The 13,430-nt window shown below is 74.0% G+C and carries 13 protein-coding genes; 6 read left to right on the top strand and 7 right to left on the bottom strand.

Annotated elements, in window-relative coordinates; genetic code table 11:
- Positions 1 to 47 precede the first annotated feature (47 nt).
- Together DSZ44_RS12595 and DSZ44_RS12590 are read left to right on the top strand one after the other, a co-directional pair.
- Positions 48 to 2,153: an HNH endonuclease signature motif containing protein gene (locus DSZ44_RS12595; protein ID WP_146237542.1), complete on the top strand. Its 2,106-nt coding sequence runs from the start codon at positions 48 to 50 to the stop codon at positions 2,151 to 2,153.
- A 121-nt stretch (positions 2,154 to 2,274) separates the two neighbouring features.
- Positions 2,275 to 3,909, top strand: a complete 1,635-nt coding sequence (locus DSZ44_RS12590; protein WP_181424632.1) for a methyl-accepting chemotaxis protein — start codon at positions 2,275 to 2,277, stop codon at positions 3,907 to 3,909.
- A gap of 14 nt (positions 3,910 to 3,923) precedes the next feature.
- Here the strand turns inward: DSZ44_RS12590 and DSZ44_RS12585 are convergent, their stop codons facing one another.
- The gene (locus tag DSZ44_RS12585; RefSeq protein WP_110852971.1) at positions 3,924 to 5,822 is read right to left on the bottom strand and encodes a glycoside hydrolase family 15 protein; all 1,899 of its coding nucleotides are present in this window, start codon (positions 5,820 to 5,822) and stop codon (positions 3,924 to 3,926) included.
- 45 nt (positions 5,823 to 5,867) lie between these two features.
- Positions 5,868 to 6,956, bottom strand: a complete 1,089-nt coding sequence (locus tag DSZ44_RS12580; RefSeq protein WP_110852970.1) for a pyridoxal-phosphate-dependent aminotransferase family protein — start codon at positions 6,954 to 6,956, stop codon at positions 5,868 to 5,870.
- Between the two features lie 60 nt (positions 6,957 to 7,016).
- Between DSZ44_RS12580 and DSZ44_RS12575 the strand changes: the two genes are divergently transcribed.
- Positions 7,017 to 7,541 carry a 2'-5' RNA ligase family protein gene (locus DSZ44_RS12575; protein ID WP_110852969.1) on the top strand — a complete coding sequence of 175 codons (525 nt, stop codon included), beginning with the start codon at positions 7,017 to 7,019 and terminating at the stop codon, positions 7,539 to 7,541.
- A gap of 25 nt (positions 7,542 to 7,566) precedes the next feature.
- Complete coding sequence (locus DSZ44_RS12570) at positions 7,567 to 7,764, top strand: hypothetical protein (RefSeq protein WP_110852968.1); 198 nt, start codon at positions 7,567 to 7,569, stop codon at positions 7,762 to 7,764.
- A 12-nt stretch (positions 7,765 to 7,776) separates the two neighbouring features.
- Here the strand turns inward: DSZ44_RS12570 and DSZ44_RS12565 are convergent, their stop codons facing one another.
- The 3 genes from DSZ44_RS12565 to DSZ44_RS12555 are packed head-to-tail and all read right to left on the bottom strand — an operon-like array spanning position 7,777 to position 10,385.
- The gene (locus DSZ44_RS12565; protein ID WP_110852967.1) at positions 7,777 to 8,796 is read right to left on the bottom strand and encodes an NAD(P)/FAD-dependent oxidoreductase; all 1,020 of its coding nucleotides are present in this window, start codon (positions 8,794 to 8,796) and stop codon (positions 7,777 to 7,779) included.
- On the bottom strand, positions 8,797 to 9,333 hold the full coding sequence (locus DSZ44_RS12560; protein WP_110852966.1) for an isoprenylcysteine carboxyl methyltransferase family protein: 537 nt from the start codon (positions 9,331 to 9,333) through the stop codon (positions 8,797 to 8,799).
- Positions 9,330 to 10,385, bottom strand: a complete 1,056-nt coding sequence (locus tag DSZ44_RS12555; protein WP_110852965.1) for a type III polyketide synthase — start codon at positions 10,383 to 10,385, stop codon at positions 9,330 to 9,332. Before DSZ44_RS12555 ends, DSZ44_RS12560 begins: the two co-directional genes overlap by 4 nt.
- 29 nt (positions 10,386 to 10,414) lie before the next feature.
- On the opposite strand from DSZ44_RS12555, the gene DSZ44_RS12550 reads away from it, so the two are divergent.
- On the top strand, positions 10,415 to 11,218 hold the full coding sequence (locus DSZ44_RS12550) for a UbiA family prenyltransferase (RefSeq protein ID WP_220035187.1): 804 nt from the start codon (positions 10,415 to 10,417) through the stop codon (positions 11,216 to 11,218).
- A 1-nt stretch (position 11,219) separates the two neighbouring features.
- Here DSZ44_RS12550 and DSZ44_RS12545 read toward each other — a convergent pair whose 3' ends face one another.
- Entirely contained in the window at positions 11,220 to 11,738 is a 519-nt protein-coding gene (locus DSZ44_RS12545; protein WP_110852990.1) for a DinB family protein, read from the bottom strand.
- A 75-nt stretch (positions 11,739 to 11,813) separates the two neighbouring features.
- Between DSZ44_RS12545 and DSZ44_RS12540 the strand changes: the two genes are divergently transcribed.
- Entirely contained in the window at positions 11,814 to 12,314 is a 501-nt protein-coding gene (locus DSZ44_RS12540) for a flavodoxin family protein (RefSeq protein WP_110852964.1), read from the top strand.
- Here the strand turns inward: DSZ44_RS12540 and DSZ44_RS12535 are convergent.
- Positions 12,311 to 13,321: an aldo/keto reductase family protein gene (locus tag DSZ44_RS12535; RefSeq protein WP_110852963.1), complete on the bottom strand. Its 1,011-nt coding sequence runs from the start codon at positions 13,319 to 13,321 to the stop codon at positions 12,311 to 12,313. The two genes, DSZ44_RS12540 and DSZ44_RS12535, sit on opposite strands and share 4 nt — an antisense overlap.
- Positions 13,322 to 13,430 lie beyond the last annotated feature (109 nt).

Genomic DNA, 13,430 nt, shown 5'->3' with positions numbered 1-13,430 from the left:
GAGCAGGACGGCAAAGCAGTCGGAAACCCGCAGAGGGGGTGGGGTCGGTGAGCACCATCGACGACTTCGACCCGCACGCGGCCTGGTTGGAGGACCCCAGCACCTACGAGCCGATCGGTGAGCAGTCCCTGCGCCGCCTGGAGGAGCTGTGGGCCTGCGAGGAGGACGCCGCCGACGTGTTCGTCGACGCCGGGGAGTCGCCTGCGCCGTCGACGATCAGCACCCGGGAGATGGGCTTCGAGCCGTGCCAGCCGGTGCCGGCCGAGGCGCTCGCGGCCATGGCACCCGACGGCCAGCTCCTCGCCGAGCTCGAGGACATCGACCCGCGAGAGGTGGACGAGTACTACCTCGTGGAGATGGCCGCCGCGTACCAGCGCATGGCCGCGTGGGCCACCGCCAAGCTCACCCGCGTAGCCGGCGAGCTCTCCCGGCGGCCACTGATGACCGGCAGCGGCGCCCTGCCCTCGCACGTCAAGGCCGGGAACATGGCCGCGGACGAGCTCGCTCCCCGCCTGGGGCTGAGCCGCTTCGCCGCGCAGCGCCTGGTGAGCAATGCCCGCGCCTTCGAGGGCGTCTTCGCCCTCACCGGTCAGGCCCTGGCCACCGGGCACATCGACGCCCGCAAGGCCACCACGATCGTGTCGATGCTCGAGGACTACCCCGTCGAGATCGCCGTCCTCGTCCAGGACGCCGTCATCGACGACGCCGGCACCCAGACCCACAGCCAGCTCCTCGAGGCCATCAGGAAGGCCGTCATCGCCGTCAGCCACGACGACGCCGACCTCTTCCACGCCCGCGCCCGCGCCAGACGACGGGTCGAGCACCCGCGCCAGCTGCCCGACGGCATGGCCTCCATCCACGCAGTCCTGCCGGCCACCGACGCCGCGGCCATCGACCTCGCACTCGAGGCCACCGCCCGCTCCGCCCAGGCCGGCGGCGATGACCGCACGCTGGACCAGCTGCGCGCCGACCTCCTCTCCCTCATGGGCCACACCGCCCTCGAGGTCGGGTACGTCGGACTACCGCCGGGAACCGTCGTGAGTGCCGGCCAACTTCCTGACGATCCGGCGGGCGACGAGCCCCATGTCGGGACGGCGCACGATGTCGACTGTGGGGCGGTGCAGGCACCTGACGCGCCGGAGACACCGGAAGCGCCGGATGGTTGCCAGCCTGGCGCGGTGGACGTGCCGCCGACCGACACCGTGGACGGCACGACGCTCGAGGCCCAGGGCCGGGCCGACGAGCGGAGTGAATCTGCTGCCGGAACCTCTCCAGCTCCACCCCGGCCGGTCTCCCAGCGGCGCGAGTCGGGTCGGCTCGCACCTCCGGACGCCGCAAGCCCTGTCCCGGCCGATCTCGACCCACCTGGCCACCGGTCCGAGGGGACAGCTGCGCCCACAGTCGGTGCGGTAGCGTCCGCGGCGCCTACGGACCCGCCTCCGCCTCCGGATGGCGATCCACCTCCGCACGGTCCGGGCTCCGTCCCGCGTCGCTGGCACATGCCGGTGGGTGAGATCGGTGGCCAGCGCGCCCAGATCCGGGTCCACGTGCCGCTCTCGGTGCTGCTCCCGCCCGACATCGCCCGGCAGCTCGGCCTGCCGGCGTCGAAGCCGGCCGACGGCACCGGTGCGGAGCTCGTCCCGCTGCCCGAGGAGGACGCCATGCTCGCCCTGCTCGACCGCGAGCCCGCCGAGATCGCCACCCTCGAGGGCTACGGACCCATCTCCCCCGCCGTCGCCCGGGCCGCGGCGCTGGGCGGCACATGGCGACGGATCGTCACCGACCCGCTCACCGGCACCGTCCTGGACCACGGACGCACCCGCTACCGGCCACCCACCGAGCTCGCCGAGCTCATCCGGCTACGGGACGGCACCTGCGTGCGACCCGGCTGCACCCACCCCGCCCGAGGCTGCCAGCTCGACCACATCGTCCCCTGGAACGCCGGAGGCACCACCTCCATGCTCGGCCTCGAGGACCTCTGCCCCCACGACCACATCCTCAAGACCAGCGCCCAGTTCCAGCTCCGCCGCCTCGGCAGCAGCGCCTACGAGTGGGTCACCCCCAGCGGCCACGTCTACCGGCGCCATCCCGGAGGCCGGGTCACCCGCGGGCGCCGGCGCACGCAGGGCCTCCCCGACCACCCACCCGTGTGAGACGGCCGGTCGGCGACCGCGGCCCCAGGCGCCGGCGGCGCGGGCGGCGGACGTCACGCTCAGATTCCCGGCCGGGTGGCCGATGGATGGGGGAGCACGTCCCCCGCCTCGAGGAGCCCCCTTGGACACCACCCCTGCCGCACCCCGGCCCGCAGCCGAGCCGACCACGGGCCGAACGGGCCGGTTGCGCTGGACCATCGGGCGCCGCCTGGCCGCGGGGTACGCGGCCGCGCTGGCGCTGATGGCGGTCATCGGCGTGGTCTCCTTCACCAACACGGCGTCCCTGGTGACGAACAGCGGATGGGTCGAGCACACGCACGAGGTGCTCAACGAGACCAACGAGGTGCTCTCGTCCCTCAAGGACGCGGAAGCCGGTCAGCGTGGGTACGTCATCACGGGCGTGGACGCCTACCTCGAGCCGTACACCGCCGCTCAGGAGTCGGTGACGGTTCACCTCGAGGCCGCCCGCGACCTCACGATCGACAACGCCGAGCAGCAGGCACGGCTGGATGAGCTGGAGCCCCTCATCGCCGCGAAGTTCGACGAGATGCAGCAGACCATCGACGTCCGGTCCGACGAGGGCTTCGAGGCGGCGCAGGCCATCGTGCTCTCCGACGCGGGCAAGGCCGTCATGGACGAGATCCGCGACGTGCTGGACGCGATCATGGCGGACGAGGAGGCGCTCCTGGCCGAGCGCGCCGCAGAGGCCGACGCGACCGCGACGACCACGAAGGCCGTCGTCGTCGGGGGGACGGCTCTGGCGCTCGTCATCGTCCTCGTGCTCGCCACCGTGCTCACGCGCAGCATCACCCGCCCGGTCAACGCCCTCACCGAACGGCTCCGCGAGATCGCCGACGGCGACGGCGACCTCACCCAGCGGGTCGACGACTCCCGCGCCGACGAGGTCGGTGCCCTCGCCACGGTCTTCAACCGCTTCGTCGGCAACGTCGCGACCCTGGTGCGCGAGATCGGCGAGACCGCGACGACGTCCTCCGCAGCAGCCCAGGAGCTGTCCGTCATCACCGCCGAGATGACCCGTCAGTCCTCCGACGCGGCCCAGCAGGCCGGAGCCGCGGCGGCGGCCGCCGAGCAGGTGTCCTCCAACGTCCAGACCGTCGCCGCGGCGAGCGAGCAGATGGGCGCGTCGATCCACGAGATCGCCCGCAGCGCGTCCGAGGCGAGCAACGCCGGACGCACCGCGGTGACCAGCACGGCAGCGGCCAACTCGACGATCAGCCGCCTCGGCGAGTCCTCCACCGCGGTCGGGGAGGTCGTGGCCCTCATCAACTCCATCGCCCAGCAGACCAACCTGCTCGCGCTCAACGCGACCATCGAGGCGGCACGTGCCGGGGAGGCCGGCAAGGGCTTCGCCGTCGTCGCCGGAGAGGTCAAGGAGCTCGCCCAGGGCACCGCCCGCGCGACCGACGAGATCACGGCGCGGATCACCCAGATCCAGTCCGACGTCGACACCGCCGTCTCCGCGATCTCGACGACGACCGACGTCATCGGTCAGGTCAACGACCACCAGGGCAGCATCGCCGGAGCGGTCGAGGAGCAGAGCGCCACCACCACGGCGATGTCCTCCAACGTCGCCGAGGCGGCCGTCGGGGCCACGACCATCGCCGACAACGTCCGCTCGATCGCGGACAACGCCCAGAGCACGGTCGACAGCATCGACCAGCTGCGCACCTCGGCCGACGAGCTCGCGCGCACCTCCGAGCACCTCGACGCGCTGGTGGGACGCTTCAAGGTCTGAGCGGCGCGGCGGGCTCAGCTCTCGGTGCCCGCCTCCTCGGCCGCCTTGACCGCGTCGGCGGCCCGGATGAGGCCGAGGTGGCTGAAGGCCTGAGGGAAGTTTCCGGCCAGCCGCCCGCTCTGCGGGTCGTACTCCTCGGAGAACAGCCCCAGGTCGCTCGCGTACCCGATCACCTGCGCCATGAGCGTCCGCGCCTCCTCGAGCCGGCCGCTGGAGGCGTACTGCTCCACCAGCCAGAAGGTGCACAGGACGAACGGGTACTCACCGCCCTCCAGGCCGTCCATGCCGGCCTCCGTACGGTAGCGGTGGACCAGGCCGTGGTCGTCGACGATGTCGCGCTCGATCCGCTCGACGGTGCCGAGCATGCGCGGATCGTCGTAGGCGAGCAGGCCGGTGTGCGGCAGCTGGAGGAGCGAGGCGTCGACCTCGGTGTTGTCGTAGGTCTGGGTGAAGCTGTTGATCTCGATGTCGAAGCCGTGCTCCTCGACCTCCGCCGCCAGCCGCTCGCGCAGCTCGCGCCACCGCTCGACCGGGCCCTCCAGCCCGTGCTCCTCCACCGCCCGCACACCCCTGTCGAAGGCCGCCCACATCATCGCGCGGCCGTGCGTGAAGTAGTGCGGCTCCCCCCGCATCTCCCACACACCGTGGTCCTTGCGGTCGATGTTGTTCTCGCAGTAGCGCAGCAGGCTCTTCTGCAGGCCCCACGTGTACTCGTCCTCGGGGACGCCCGCCCTGCGCAGCTCGTGGAGGGCGATCATCACCTCCCCGACGACGTCCGCCTGGTACTGGTCCGCCGCGCCGTTGCCGATCCGCACCGGCCGGGACTCCTCGTAGCCGGCGAGGTGGTCCAGCTCCAGCTCGGTGAGCTGCCGCTCCCCCGCCAGCCCGTACATGATCTTGATGTCGTCGGCGTCGCCCGCGACCGCCCGGAGCAGCCAGTCGCGCCACAGCGACGCGCCCTCGGTGAGGCCGTGCGCGATCGCCACCTCGATGGTGAAGGCCGCGTCCCGCAGCCACGTGTAGCGGTAGTCCCAGTTCCGTCCACCACCGAACCACTCGGGCAGGGACGCCGTCGGTGCCGCGACGATCCCGCCGGTGTCGAGGTGGGTGAGGGCGCGCAGCACGAGGAGGGAGCGCAGGACGATCGGCTGGTGGTCGGTGTGGACCTCGAGCCGCCCCGCCCACTCCGCCCAGAACTCGACCGTCTCCGCCAGCGCCTGGTCCGCGTCCGGCGGCTCCGGCGGCTCCTCGTGGGAGGGGAACCACGTGAGGTCCCAGTCCAGCCGCTCCCCCTCCCGCAGCGGGAACGTGCCCACGAGCCGCGGAGCCGGCTGGCCCTCCTCCTCTCCGTCCCCGTGGGCGCCGGGCTGCGTGGAGGAGGCGTCGGCGGTCGCCCGGTCGACGGCGTCCTCGGCCCGTTCGTCCGAGCCGTCGGGCCAGTGGAGGAGCGGGCCGGTGACGAGGATGGCGTCCGGGCCGGCGATGGACAGGAGCGCGGGCTCCCCGTCCTCCTTCTCGATGCGGCGGGTCCACGGCGTCGAGCGCGCGTAGTCGAATCGCAGCCGCAGGTCGTGCTCCACCTCGACCTCTCCCTCGAGGCACTCGACGCGGCGCACCAGGTCTCCCTGGGCGGTGGCCGGCGGCAGGAAGTCGGTCACGCGGGCGCGGCCGGCAGCGGTCTGCCACGTCGTCTCGAGCACGAAGGTCTGCGGCAGGTAGCGGCGCTCGACGACCTCGCCGTCCACGACGCGCAGCTGCCACCGGCCGTCGTCCTCGTCACCGAGGAGGGCGCAGAACATCGCCGGGGAGTCGAAGCGGGGCAGGCACAGCCAGTCGATGCTGCCGTCGCGTGAGACGAGCGGACCGGTGCGCATGTCGGACAGGAGGGCGTACTGCTCGAGTGGGGTGCTCATCCCGGCCCATTCGAACCGACAACGGGGCACGCCGCACCCGGGGACTCAGCGGCGCAGGACGTCCCGGAGGGCCGCGAGGACGAGGGCGACGGAGTCGTCGTCGGCATTGGGCCCCATGAGGCCGATGCGCCACACCGTGTCCGCGTACCTCCCCGCGCCGGCCCCGATCTCGATCCCGTACCGGGTGAGCAGCTCCCCGCGCACGGCGGCGGCGTCCACTCCGTCGGGCACCCGGACCGTGGTGAGCTCGGGCAGCCGGTGCCCCTCGGCGGCGAAGAGCTCCAGGCCCAGCTCCTGCAGACCCTCCTGCAGGCGCCGGCCCGCGCGCTCGTGACGGGCCCACACGGCGTCCAGGCCCTCGGCGAGGATGCGCCGCAGCCCGCCGTGCAGGCTGGCGACCATCGCCGTCGGCGCCGTGTGGTGGTAGGTGCGGGCGCCACCGGTCGTGCCGCCGACGTACCCGCCGAGGAGCCCGAGGTCGAGGTACCAGGAGCGCGGCGTCTCGACCCGCCGCGCGAAGGCGCGGTCGCTGATCGTGAAGGGCGCCAGTCCCGGCGGGACGCCCAGGCACTTCTGCGTGCCGGCGTAGCCGATGTCCACGCCCCACTCGTCGGCACGCAGCTCGATCCCGCCGATGGAGGTGACGGCGTCGACGAGGAGCAGCGCCTCGCCCTTGAGCCGTCCGAGGGCGGCGACGTCCGACCGCACACCCGTGGACGTCTCGGCGTGGACGATCGCGACGACCGTGGGCGCGGGGTGCGCCGCGGCGACGCGCTCGACGTCCACCGGCTGCCCCCACTCGTGCTCCACGCGCACCACCTCGGCACCGCAGCGGCGGGCCACCTCGCACATGCGCTCGCCGAAGAGCCCGTTGACCGCGACGACGACGACGTCCCCCTCGCCCACCGTGTTGACGAACGCCGCCTCCATCCCGGCCGAGCCGGTGGCCGACAGTGGCAGCGTGCGGGCGTTGTCGGTCTGCCACACCTCGCGGAGCATCGCGCAGGTCTCGTCCATGACGCGCAGGAACCCCGGGTCGAGGTGGCCCAGCAGCGGCGCGGCGAGACCCGCCGTCGCCTCGGGGTAGGGGTTCGTGGGGCCGGGACCGAGGAGGTGACGCGAGACGAGAGGCATGGGCTCTGTCTATCCCCGCCACCGCAGCCGCACAAGCACCCCCGATAGCCTGGCCCGACCATGGCCCTCGCTGTCTGCCTGCTCCTCGACCCGGCGGACGAGCGCGCGCTCGTGGGGCTGTGGCGACGGGTCGAGGACGCCGGCGTGCCGAGCATGGCCACCCACACGCACGGCCGGCACCTGCCGCACCTGTCCTACGCGGTGCTGCACGGCTACGACGTCGACGCCGTCCGGGACGCCGTCGCGGGCCTTCCCGACGGCGGTCCGCTCACGCTCCACCTCACCGCTGTCGCCACCGCGCCGCGCGGCCGGGCCTGGCTCGTCCCCGCGGCGTCCGCCGAGCTCGTCCGCCGGCAGCGGGCGGTGGTGGAGGCGGTGACGGCGACGGGCGCGGAGCTGCACCGCCACTACGTGCCCGGCCGCTGGCTGCCGCACGTGAGCCTCACGCCCCGTGCCCGGCTCGTCGACCTGCCGGTGGTGGCCGACGTCGCGTACGCCGTCCTGCCGCTCGCGGTGCACGCCACCAGGGCGGCGCTCATCGACAGCGCCACCGGCGAGCGCTGGCCGCTCGGCACGCTCCCCTGAGGGCCGCGCGGCTAGTGTCGGTGACGTGGACAGCGACGACGAGCGCGGCTACCTCAAGGCGATGCTCGTCGTCACGGTCGCCCTGGGGATCCTCACCGCGCTCGTCGCGGTGCTCGTTGCGATCTTCCCGGGCGGCGGGGACGAGGAGCCCACCTCACCGGGCACGACGACGTCCGCAGCCCCGGGCTGGACGGCGCCCGACGGCGTCGCGACCGGCCCGTAGCGGCAGGACGGGTCAGCCACCGACGGCGTTGACGGCCGCGGCGAAGACGCGCGGCAGCCGCTGGGCGGCCGGGACGAGCAGCGGCCGGGCGGGGGACGCGCCGACCGTGAGGAGTGCGTGGGTGAGCAGGCGGTGGCGACGCACGATGCGGCGCCACTCCCGCTCGTAGCCGGCCGGCTCGCCGGCGACGACGGACCGCACCGCCGCCTGCGCCTGGGCCAGCGCCAGGCTGATGCCTTCACCGGTGAGGGCGTCGACGTAGCCGGACGCGTCCCCGACGAGGAGGACCCGCCCCTCCACCCGCCGTCGCGAGGCCTGCCGCAGCGGCCCGGCGCCGCGCACGGTGGAGGCGGGCTGAGCACCGGCCAGCCGCGCGAGCAGCTCGGGGAACTCCGCGAGCTGCTCCTCGTAGGGCGCCCGCCGTGAGGTGAGGACCGCGATGCCCACCTCGTCGTCGGCCACCGGCGTCACGTAGGCCTCGCTGTGGGCGGCCCAGTGCACCTCGACGTGGTCGGTCCACGGCGCCAGGCGCACGTGGCGGCGCAGCCCGTAGCGCACCGGTCCGGGTGCGCGGGCCTCCAGGCCCAGGGCACGGCGCAGCGGGGAGTGCAGCCCGTCGGCGACGACGGCGTGCCCCACCGTCTCGCCGTCCACGACGACGCCGCCCGGCTGGTTCCGCAGCTCGCGGACCCGTCCCTGCTCGATCGTGACGCCGGCGTCGAGCACCGCCTCGCGCAGCGCGCGGTGCAGCTCGGTGCGGCGCACTCCCCGACCGGCCGGCCCCCGGAAGCGGGTCTCGGCGCTCCGGCCGGGGGCGCAGTACCGGATGCCGACGATCTCGCGCCCGGTCGGGTGGACGCCGAGCGCCGCGAGGTGGGCCACGCCGGCGGGCATCACCCCCTCGCCGCACGCCTTGTCGACGACACCGGCCCGCGGCTCGCGCACGACGACCGACAGCCCCGCCGCCGCGGCGTGCAGGGCGGTCGCCAGCCCCGCGGGACCACCGCCGGCGACGACGAGGTCGGGCGTCACTCAGCCGCCCGCCGGGACCGCGCCGGCCAGGGCGCGGTTCTCGGTGCGGATCCGCACCGTGAGCAGCGCCGCGTTGGCCAGGGTGAAGACGAGCGCCGTCACCCACGCGTGGTGGACGAGCGGCAGCGCGAAGCCCTCGACGACGACGGCGACGTAGTTGGGGTGCCGCAGCCACCGGTGCCGGTAGGGCCCGCGGGCCACGAGCGGGAGGTCCGGCACGACGATGACCCGGGTGTTCCACCGCGGCCCGAGCGTCGTGATGCACCACCAGCGCAGCGCCTGGGAACCCAGGGCGAGCACGAGCATGACCCACCCGACCGCCGGCACGAACGGCCGGTCGGCGGCCCACACCTCGACGAGGCAGCCGACGAGCAGCCCGGTGTGGAGCACGACCATGACCGGGTAGTGCCCCGCGCCGCTCTCCTTCCCGCCGCGGGCGAAGGCCCAGCGGGCGTTGCGCTTGGCGACGACGAGCTCGGCGAGCCGCTCGAGACCGACCGCGCCGATGAGCACCGTGAACAGGACCTGCGACGTCATCGGGCCTCCAGGAGCACCATCTCGAGACTGAACCCCGGGCCCATCGCCATCATGAGTCCGTGGCTGCCGGGGGCGGGACCGGCGTCCAGCGCCGCCCGCAGGATGTGGAGCACCGACGCGGAGGAGAGGTTGCCGACGGTGCGCAGCGACTCCGTCGTCAGCGCGAGCGCCTCCAGCGGCAGGCCGAGGGTCTCGGCGAGCGCGTCGATGACCTTCGGACCGCCCGGGTGGCACACCCACCAGCCGATGTCCGCGACGGTGAGCCCGTGCTCGGCGAGGAAGGCGACGACGTCGGCCCCGACGTTGTCGCGGACGAGGTCGGGGACCTCGGCGCCGAGGACGATCCGCAGTCCCGTGGCGCGCACGTCCCAGCCCATGACGCCCTGCGTGCCGGGGTAGAGCCGGCTCGCGGCGGCCACGACGCGCGGGAGCGGTGTCTCCGTCGCTCCGGCGGAGGTGGCGACGACCGCGCCGGCGCCGTCGCCGAACAGGCCGCTCGCGACGAGGTTCGCACCGGACGCGTCGCCCCGCTGGACGGTGAGCGAGCACAGCTCGACGCTGACGAGCGCGCCGACGGCACCGGGACGCCCGGCCAGCAGGTCGTGCAGCCGCGCGGTCCCCGCGGCACCGGCCATGCAGCCGAGACCGACGATCGGCAGCCGCACGACGTCCCGCCGCAGCCCGACCCTCTCGGCGATACGCGCCTCGAGCGACGGCACCGCGAGCCCGGTGATGGTCGTGGACACGATGAGGTCGAGGTCCTCGGGCGCGAGTCCCGCGGAGTCGAGGGCCCGCGTCAGTGCCTGCGCGCCGAGGTCGACGGCCGCGGCGATGAAGGCGTCATTGGTCTGGCCGAAGTCGAGGAGCTCGGCGTACTGCTCGAGGGGCAGGGCCACGTGGCGGCCGTCGACGCCGCAGCCCGCGTGGATGCGGCGGATGAGCCGCTCCCCGCGGGGGTCCAGCCCGATGATGTCGACGAGCGCGTCGGTGAGCTCGCCCTGCGAGTAGCGGTACTCGGGCAGCACCGGCTCGACGGCGAGCAGCTCAGTCACAAGCCGAGAGTACGGGCTAGCCTCCACGGGTGCCCGTCATCACCGCGCTCGCCCGAGCCAGCCACCCGGCGCCGACCGTGGTCGTCACCGCGCTGGCCGTGCTGCTGGCCGTGGGCGCGGGGCACGGGCCGGGCGGCACGCTGCTCGTCGGCCTGGCGGTGCTCACCGGCCAGCTGTCCATCGGCTGGTCCAACGACCTCCTCGACGCCGCCCGCGACCGCGCCGTCGGGCGGGCGGACAAGCCGCTGGCGACCGGGGTGCTGAGCACGCGGGCCGTCGCGCTGGCGCTCGGCCTCACGGTGGCGGCCACGGTCGCGCTGTCCCTCGCCCTCGGGGTGCGCGCGGCCCTGGCGCACCTGCTCCTCGTCGGCGGCGGGTGGGCCTACAACCTCGGCCTGAAGTCGACGGTCGTCTCGTGGCTGCCCTACGTCGTCGCCTTCGCCGCGCTGCCGGTGGTGCCGTGGCTGGCGCTGGACCCGCCGGTGCTGCCGCCATGGTGGATGCCCGCCGTCGGCGGCCTGCTCGGCGCCGGCGCGCACGTCGTCAACGTCCTGCCCGACCTCGACGACGACGCCGCCACGGGTGTCCGCGGCCTGCCCCACCGGCTCGGGGCGAGGGCCTCGGGCGTGCTCGCCGTCGTCGTCCTCCTCACCGGCACGGCCGTCGCCGTGCTGGGGCCAGGCGGTCCCGTGCCGGCGTGGGCGTGGGCGGTGCTCGCCGGTGCCGGGGTGCTGGCCGTCGTCTCCCTCGGGCGGCCGGGCCGCGCCCCCTTCCACGCGGCGATGGCCATTGCGCTCGCCAACGTCGTCGTCCTCCTCGTGCGGGCGGCCTGACTCAGCCGCCGACGTCGTGCAGGTGGTGGAGCACGTCGTGGAGGAAGTACTGGCTCAGCGTGCGCACGGTGAAGGGCGAGCCGTTGCTGCGCAGGCCGCTGCGCTCCCACCGGTCCTGGGGGACGGCGTCGAAGTCCGCACCGACGGCGCGGGCGTTCACGGCCAGCTCCTCGGCGACCGCCGCCGGCTCCTGCTCGCCGTACCGGCCCGCGACGGCCGCGGCGTCCTGGTCCCAGTTCGGGAAGGTCGGGTCGTCCTCGGTGAGGATGAGGTGGAGCCGCTCGCGGAACACCCCACACACGTCGCGCACGTGCGCCGCGTACTCCAGCGGTGACCACGTGCTCCCGTCCGGGCGCCGCGCGACGTCCGGACGGCGCAGCACCGCCTCCCAGCGCACGACGGCGTCCTCGAGCACCTGCGCCGTCGTCGCCGGGGTGTGGGCGGCGGCCTCGGTGCCGCACTCGGGGCAGGGGCGCTGCAGCACCCACGTCCAGTCCTTGGTGTCCGGGTCGATCGCCATGCCCGGCATCGTGCCGCGCACCGGCGGGCACGTCCAGTAGCCTGCCCGGACCACCGTGCGGAGGAGGCGACCAGGATGAAGGCGCTCGTCGTGTACGAGTCCCACTTCGGCAACACCGGCCGGGTGGCCCGGGCGGTGGCCGCGGGGCTGCGCACCGGCGCGGAGGTCGAGGTGCTCGACGTCGCGGACGCCCCGCCGGTGGGCGCGGTCGACGCCGACCTCCTCGTCATCGGCGCCCCGACCCACGTGCTCGGCCTCAGCCGGCCCGACTCACGCCGCGAGGCGATGGAGCGGGCCGGGCTCGAGGAGGAGTCGCGGCCGGGGATTCGCGAGTGGCTCGAGGAGGGCGGGGAGCTCACCGTGCCCGTCGCCGTCTACGACACCCGCACCCACGAGTCGAAGCTGCCGGGGAGCGCCGCCCGCGCCGTCGTGCGGCGGCTGCGGCAGCTCAAGGTCCCGGTCGTGGCGCCCCCGGAGCACTTCGCCGTCCATGGCAGCGAGGGGCCGCTGGCCCCCGGGGAGGAGGAGCGCGCCACCGAGTGGGGGCGCGGGCTCCTCGTCCTCCCGGGCGCCTAGGCGAAGCGCGTCTCCGGCACGTTCGTCAGGGACGGGTCGCGCACGACCGAGTCCCCGAGGATGTCGTCGATCCGGGTGAGGACCTCGGCCGGGAGCTCCACCCCGGAGGCCGCGACGTTCTCGGCGACCTGCTCCGGACGCGAGGCGCCGATGATGGCGGCCGAGACGTTCTCGTTCTGGAGCACCCACGCGACGGCGAGCTGCGCCATCGACAGGCCCAGCTCCTCGGCGACCGGCCGCAGCTCCTGGACGCGGGTGAGGAGGACGTCGTCGTGCACGTCCTTGTCGATCATCTGCGCGCCGCCCTTGGTGTCCGCGGCGCGCGAGCCCTCGGGAACGGCCTGGCCGGGCTGGTACTTGCCGGTGAGGATGCCCTGCGCGACGGGCGAGAAGACGATCTGCCCGATGCCGAGCTCGCGGGAGGCCGGGACGACCTCCTCCTCGATGACCCGCCACAGCATCGAGTACTTCGGCTGGTTGGAGATGAGCTGGAAGCCCAGCTCGCGGGCCATCGCGTGCCCCTCGCGGAGCTTGTCCGCCGGCCACTCCGAGACGCCGATGTACAGCGCCTTGCCCTGGCGGACGATGTCGGCGAAGGCCTGCATCGTCTCCTCGAGCGGGGTCTGGACGTCGTAGCGGTGGGCCTGGTAGAGGTCGACGTAGTCGGTGCGCAGGCGGCGCAGCGACCCGTCGATGCCGTCGCGGATGTGCTTGCGGGACAGGCCGGTGTCGTTGGGCCCCTTCTTGCCGATGGGGAAGTAGACCTTGGTGAAGATCTCGAGCTCGTGGCGCGGGACGCCGGCGAGCGCGTCCGCCAGCACCTCCTCGGCGCGGGTGTTCGCGTAGGTGTCGGCGGTGTCGAAGCTCGAGATGCCGGCGTCGAGGGCGGCGTGGACGCAGCGTGTGGCGACGTCGTTCTCCACCTGCGAGGCGTGGGTGAGCCAGTTGCCGTAGACGATCTCCGAGATCTTGAAACCGCTGTTGCCGAGGTACCTGTGAGCGACCATGGGCACCAACCTACCCGCGGGTGCCGACACCACCCGACCGCCACCGCCTGAGACGACGTTCTCATATAGCGGTCACATCCAGTACGCTTCGGCGACGCGAACCGTGCCC

This window comes from Georgenia satyanarayanai (assembly GCF_900116375.1).
GTDB lineage: Bacteria > Actinomycetota > Actinomycetes > Actinomycetales > Actinomycetaceae > Oceanitalea > Oceanitalea nanhaiensis.
Note: the sequence above shows the minus strand (reverse complement) of the source record. Positions and strands in the feature narration are given on the sequence as shown.

Coding starts and splice junctions, on each gene's coding strand:
- DSZ44_RS12585 (WP_110852971.1), bottom strand. CDS start 5,822: ATGAGCACCCCACTCGAGCAGTACGCCCTCCTGTCCGACATGCGCACC.
- DSZ44_RS12580 (WP_110852970.1), bottom strand. CDS start 6,956: ATGCCTCTCGTCTCGCGTCACCTCCTCGGTCCCGGCCCCACGAACCCC.
- DSZ44_RS12575 (WP_110852969.1), top strand. CDS start 7,017: ATGGCCCTCGCTGTCTGCCTGCTCCTCGACCCGGCGGACGAGCGCGCG.
- DSZ44_RS12560 (WP_110852966.1), bottom strand. CDS start 9,333: ATGACGTCGCAGGTCCTGTTCACGGTGCTCATCGGCGCGGTCGGTCTC.
- DSZ44_RS12545 (WP_110852990.1), bottom strand. CDS start 11,738: ATGGCGATCGACCCGGACACCAAGGACTGGACGTGGGTGCTGCAGCGC.
- DSZ44_RS12540 (WP_110852964.1), top strand. CDS start 11,814: ATGAAGGCGCTCGTCGTGTACGAGTCCCACTTCGGCAACACCGGCCGG.
- DSZ44_RS12535 (WP_110852963.1), bottom strand. CDS start 13,321: ATGGTCGCTCACAGGTACCTCGGCAACAGCGGTTTCAAGATCTCGGAG.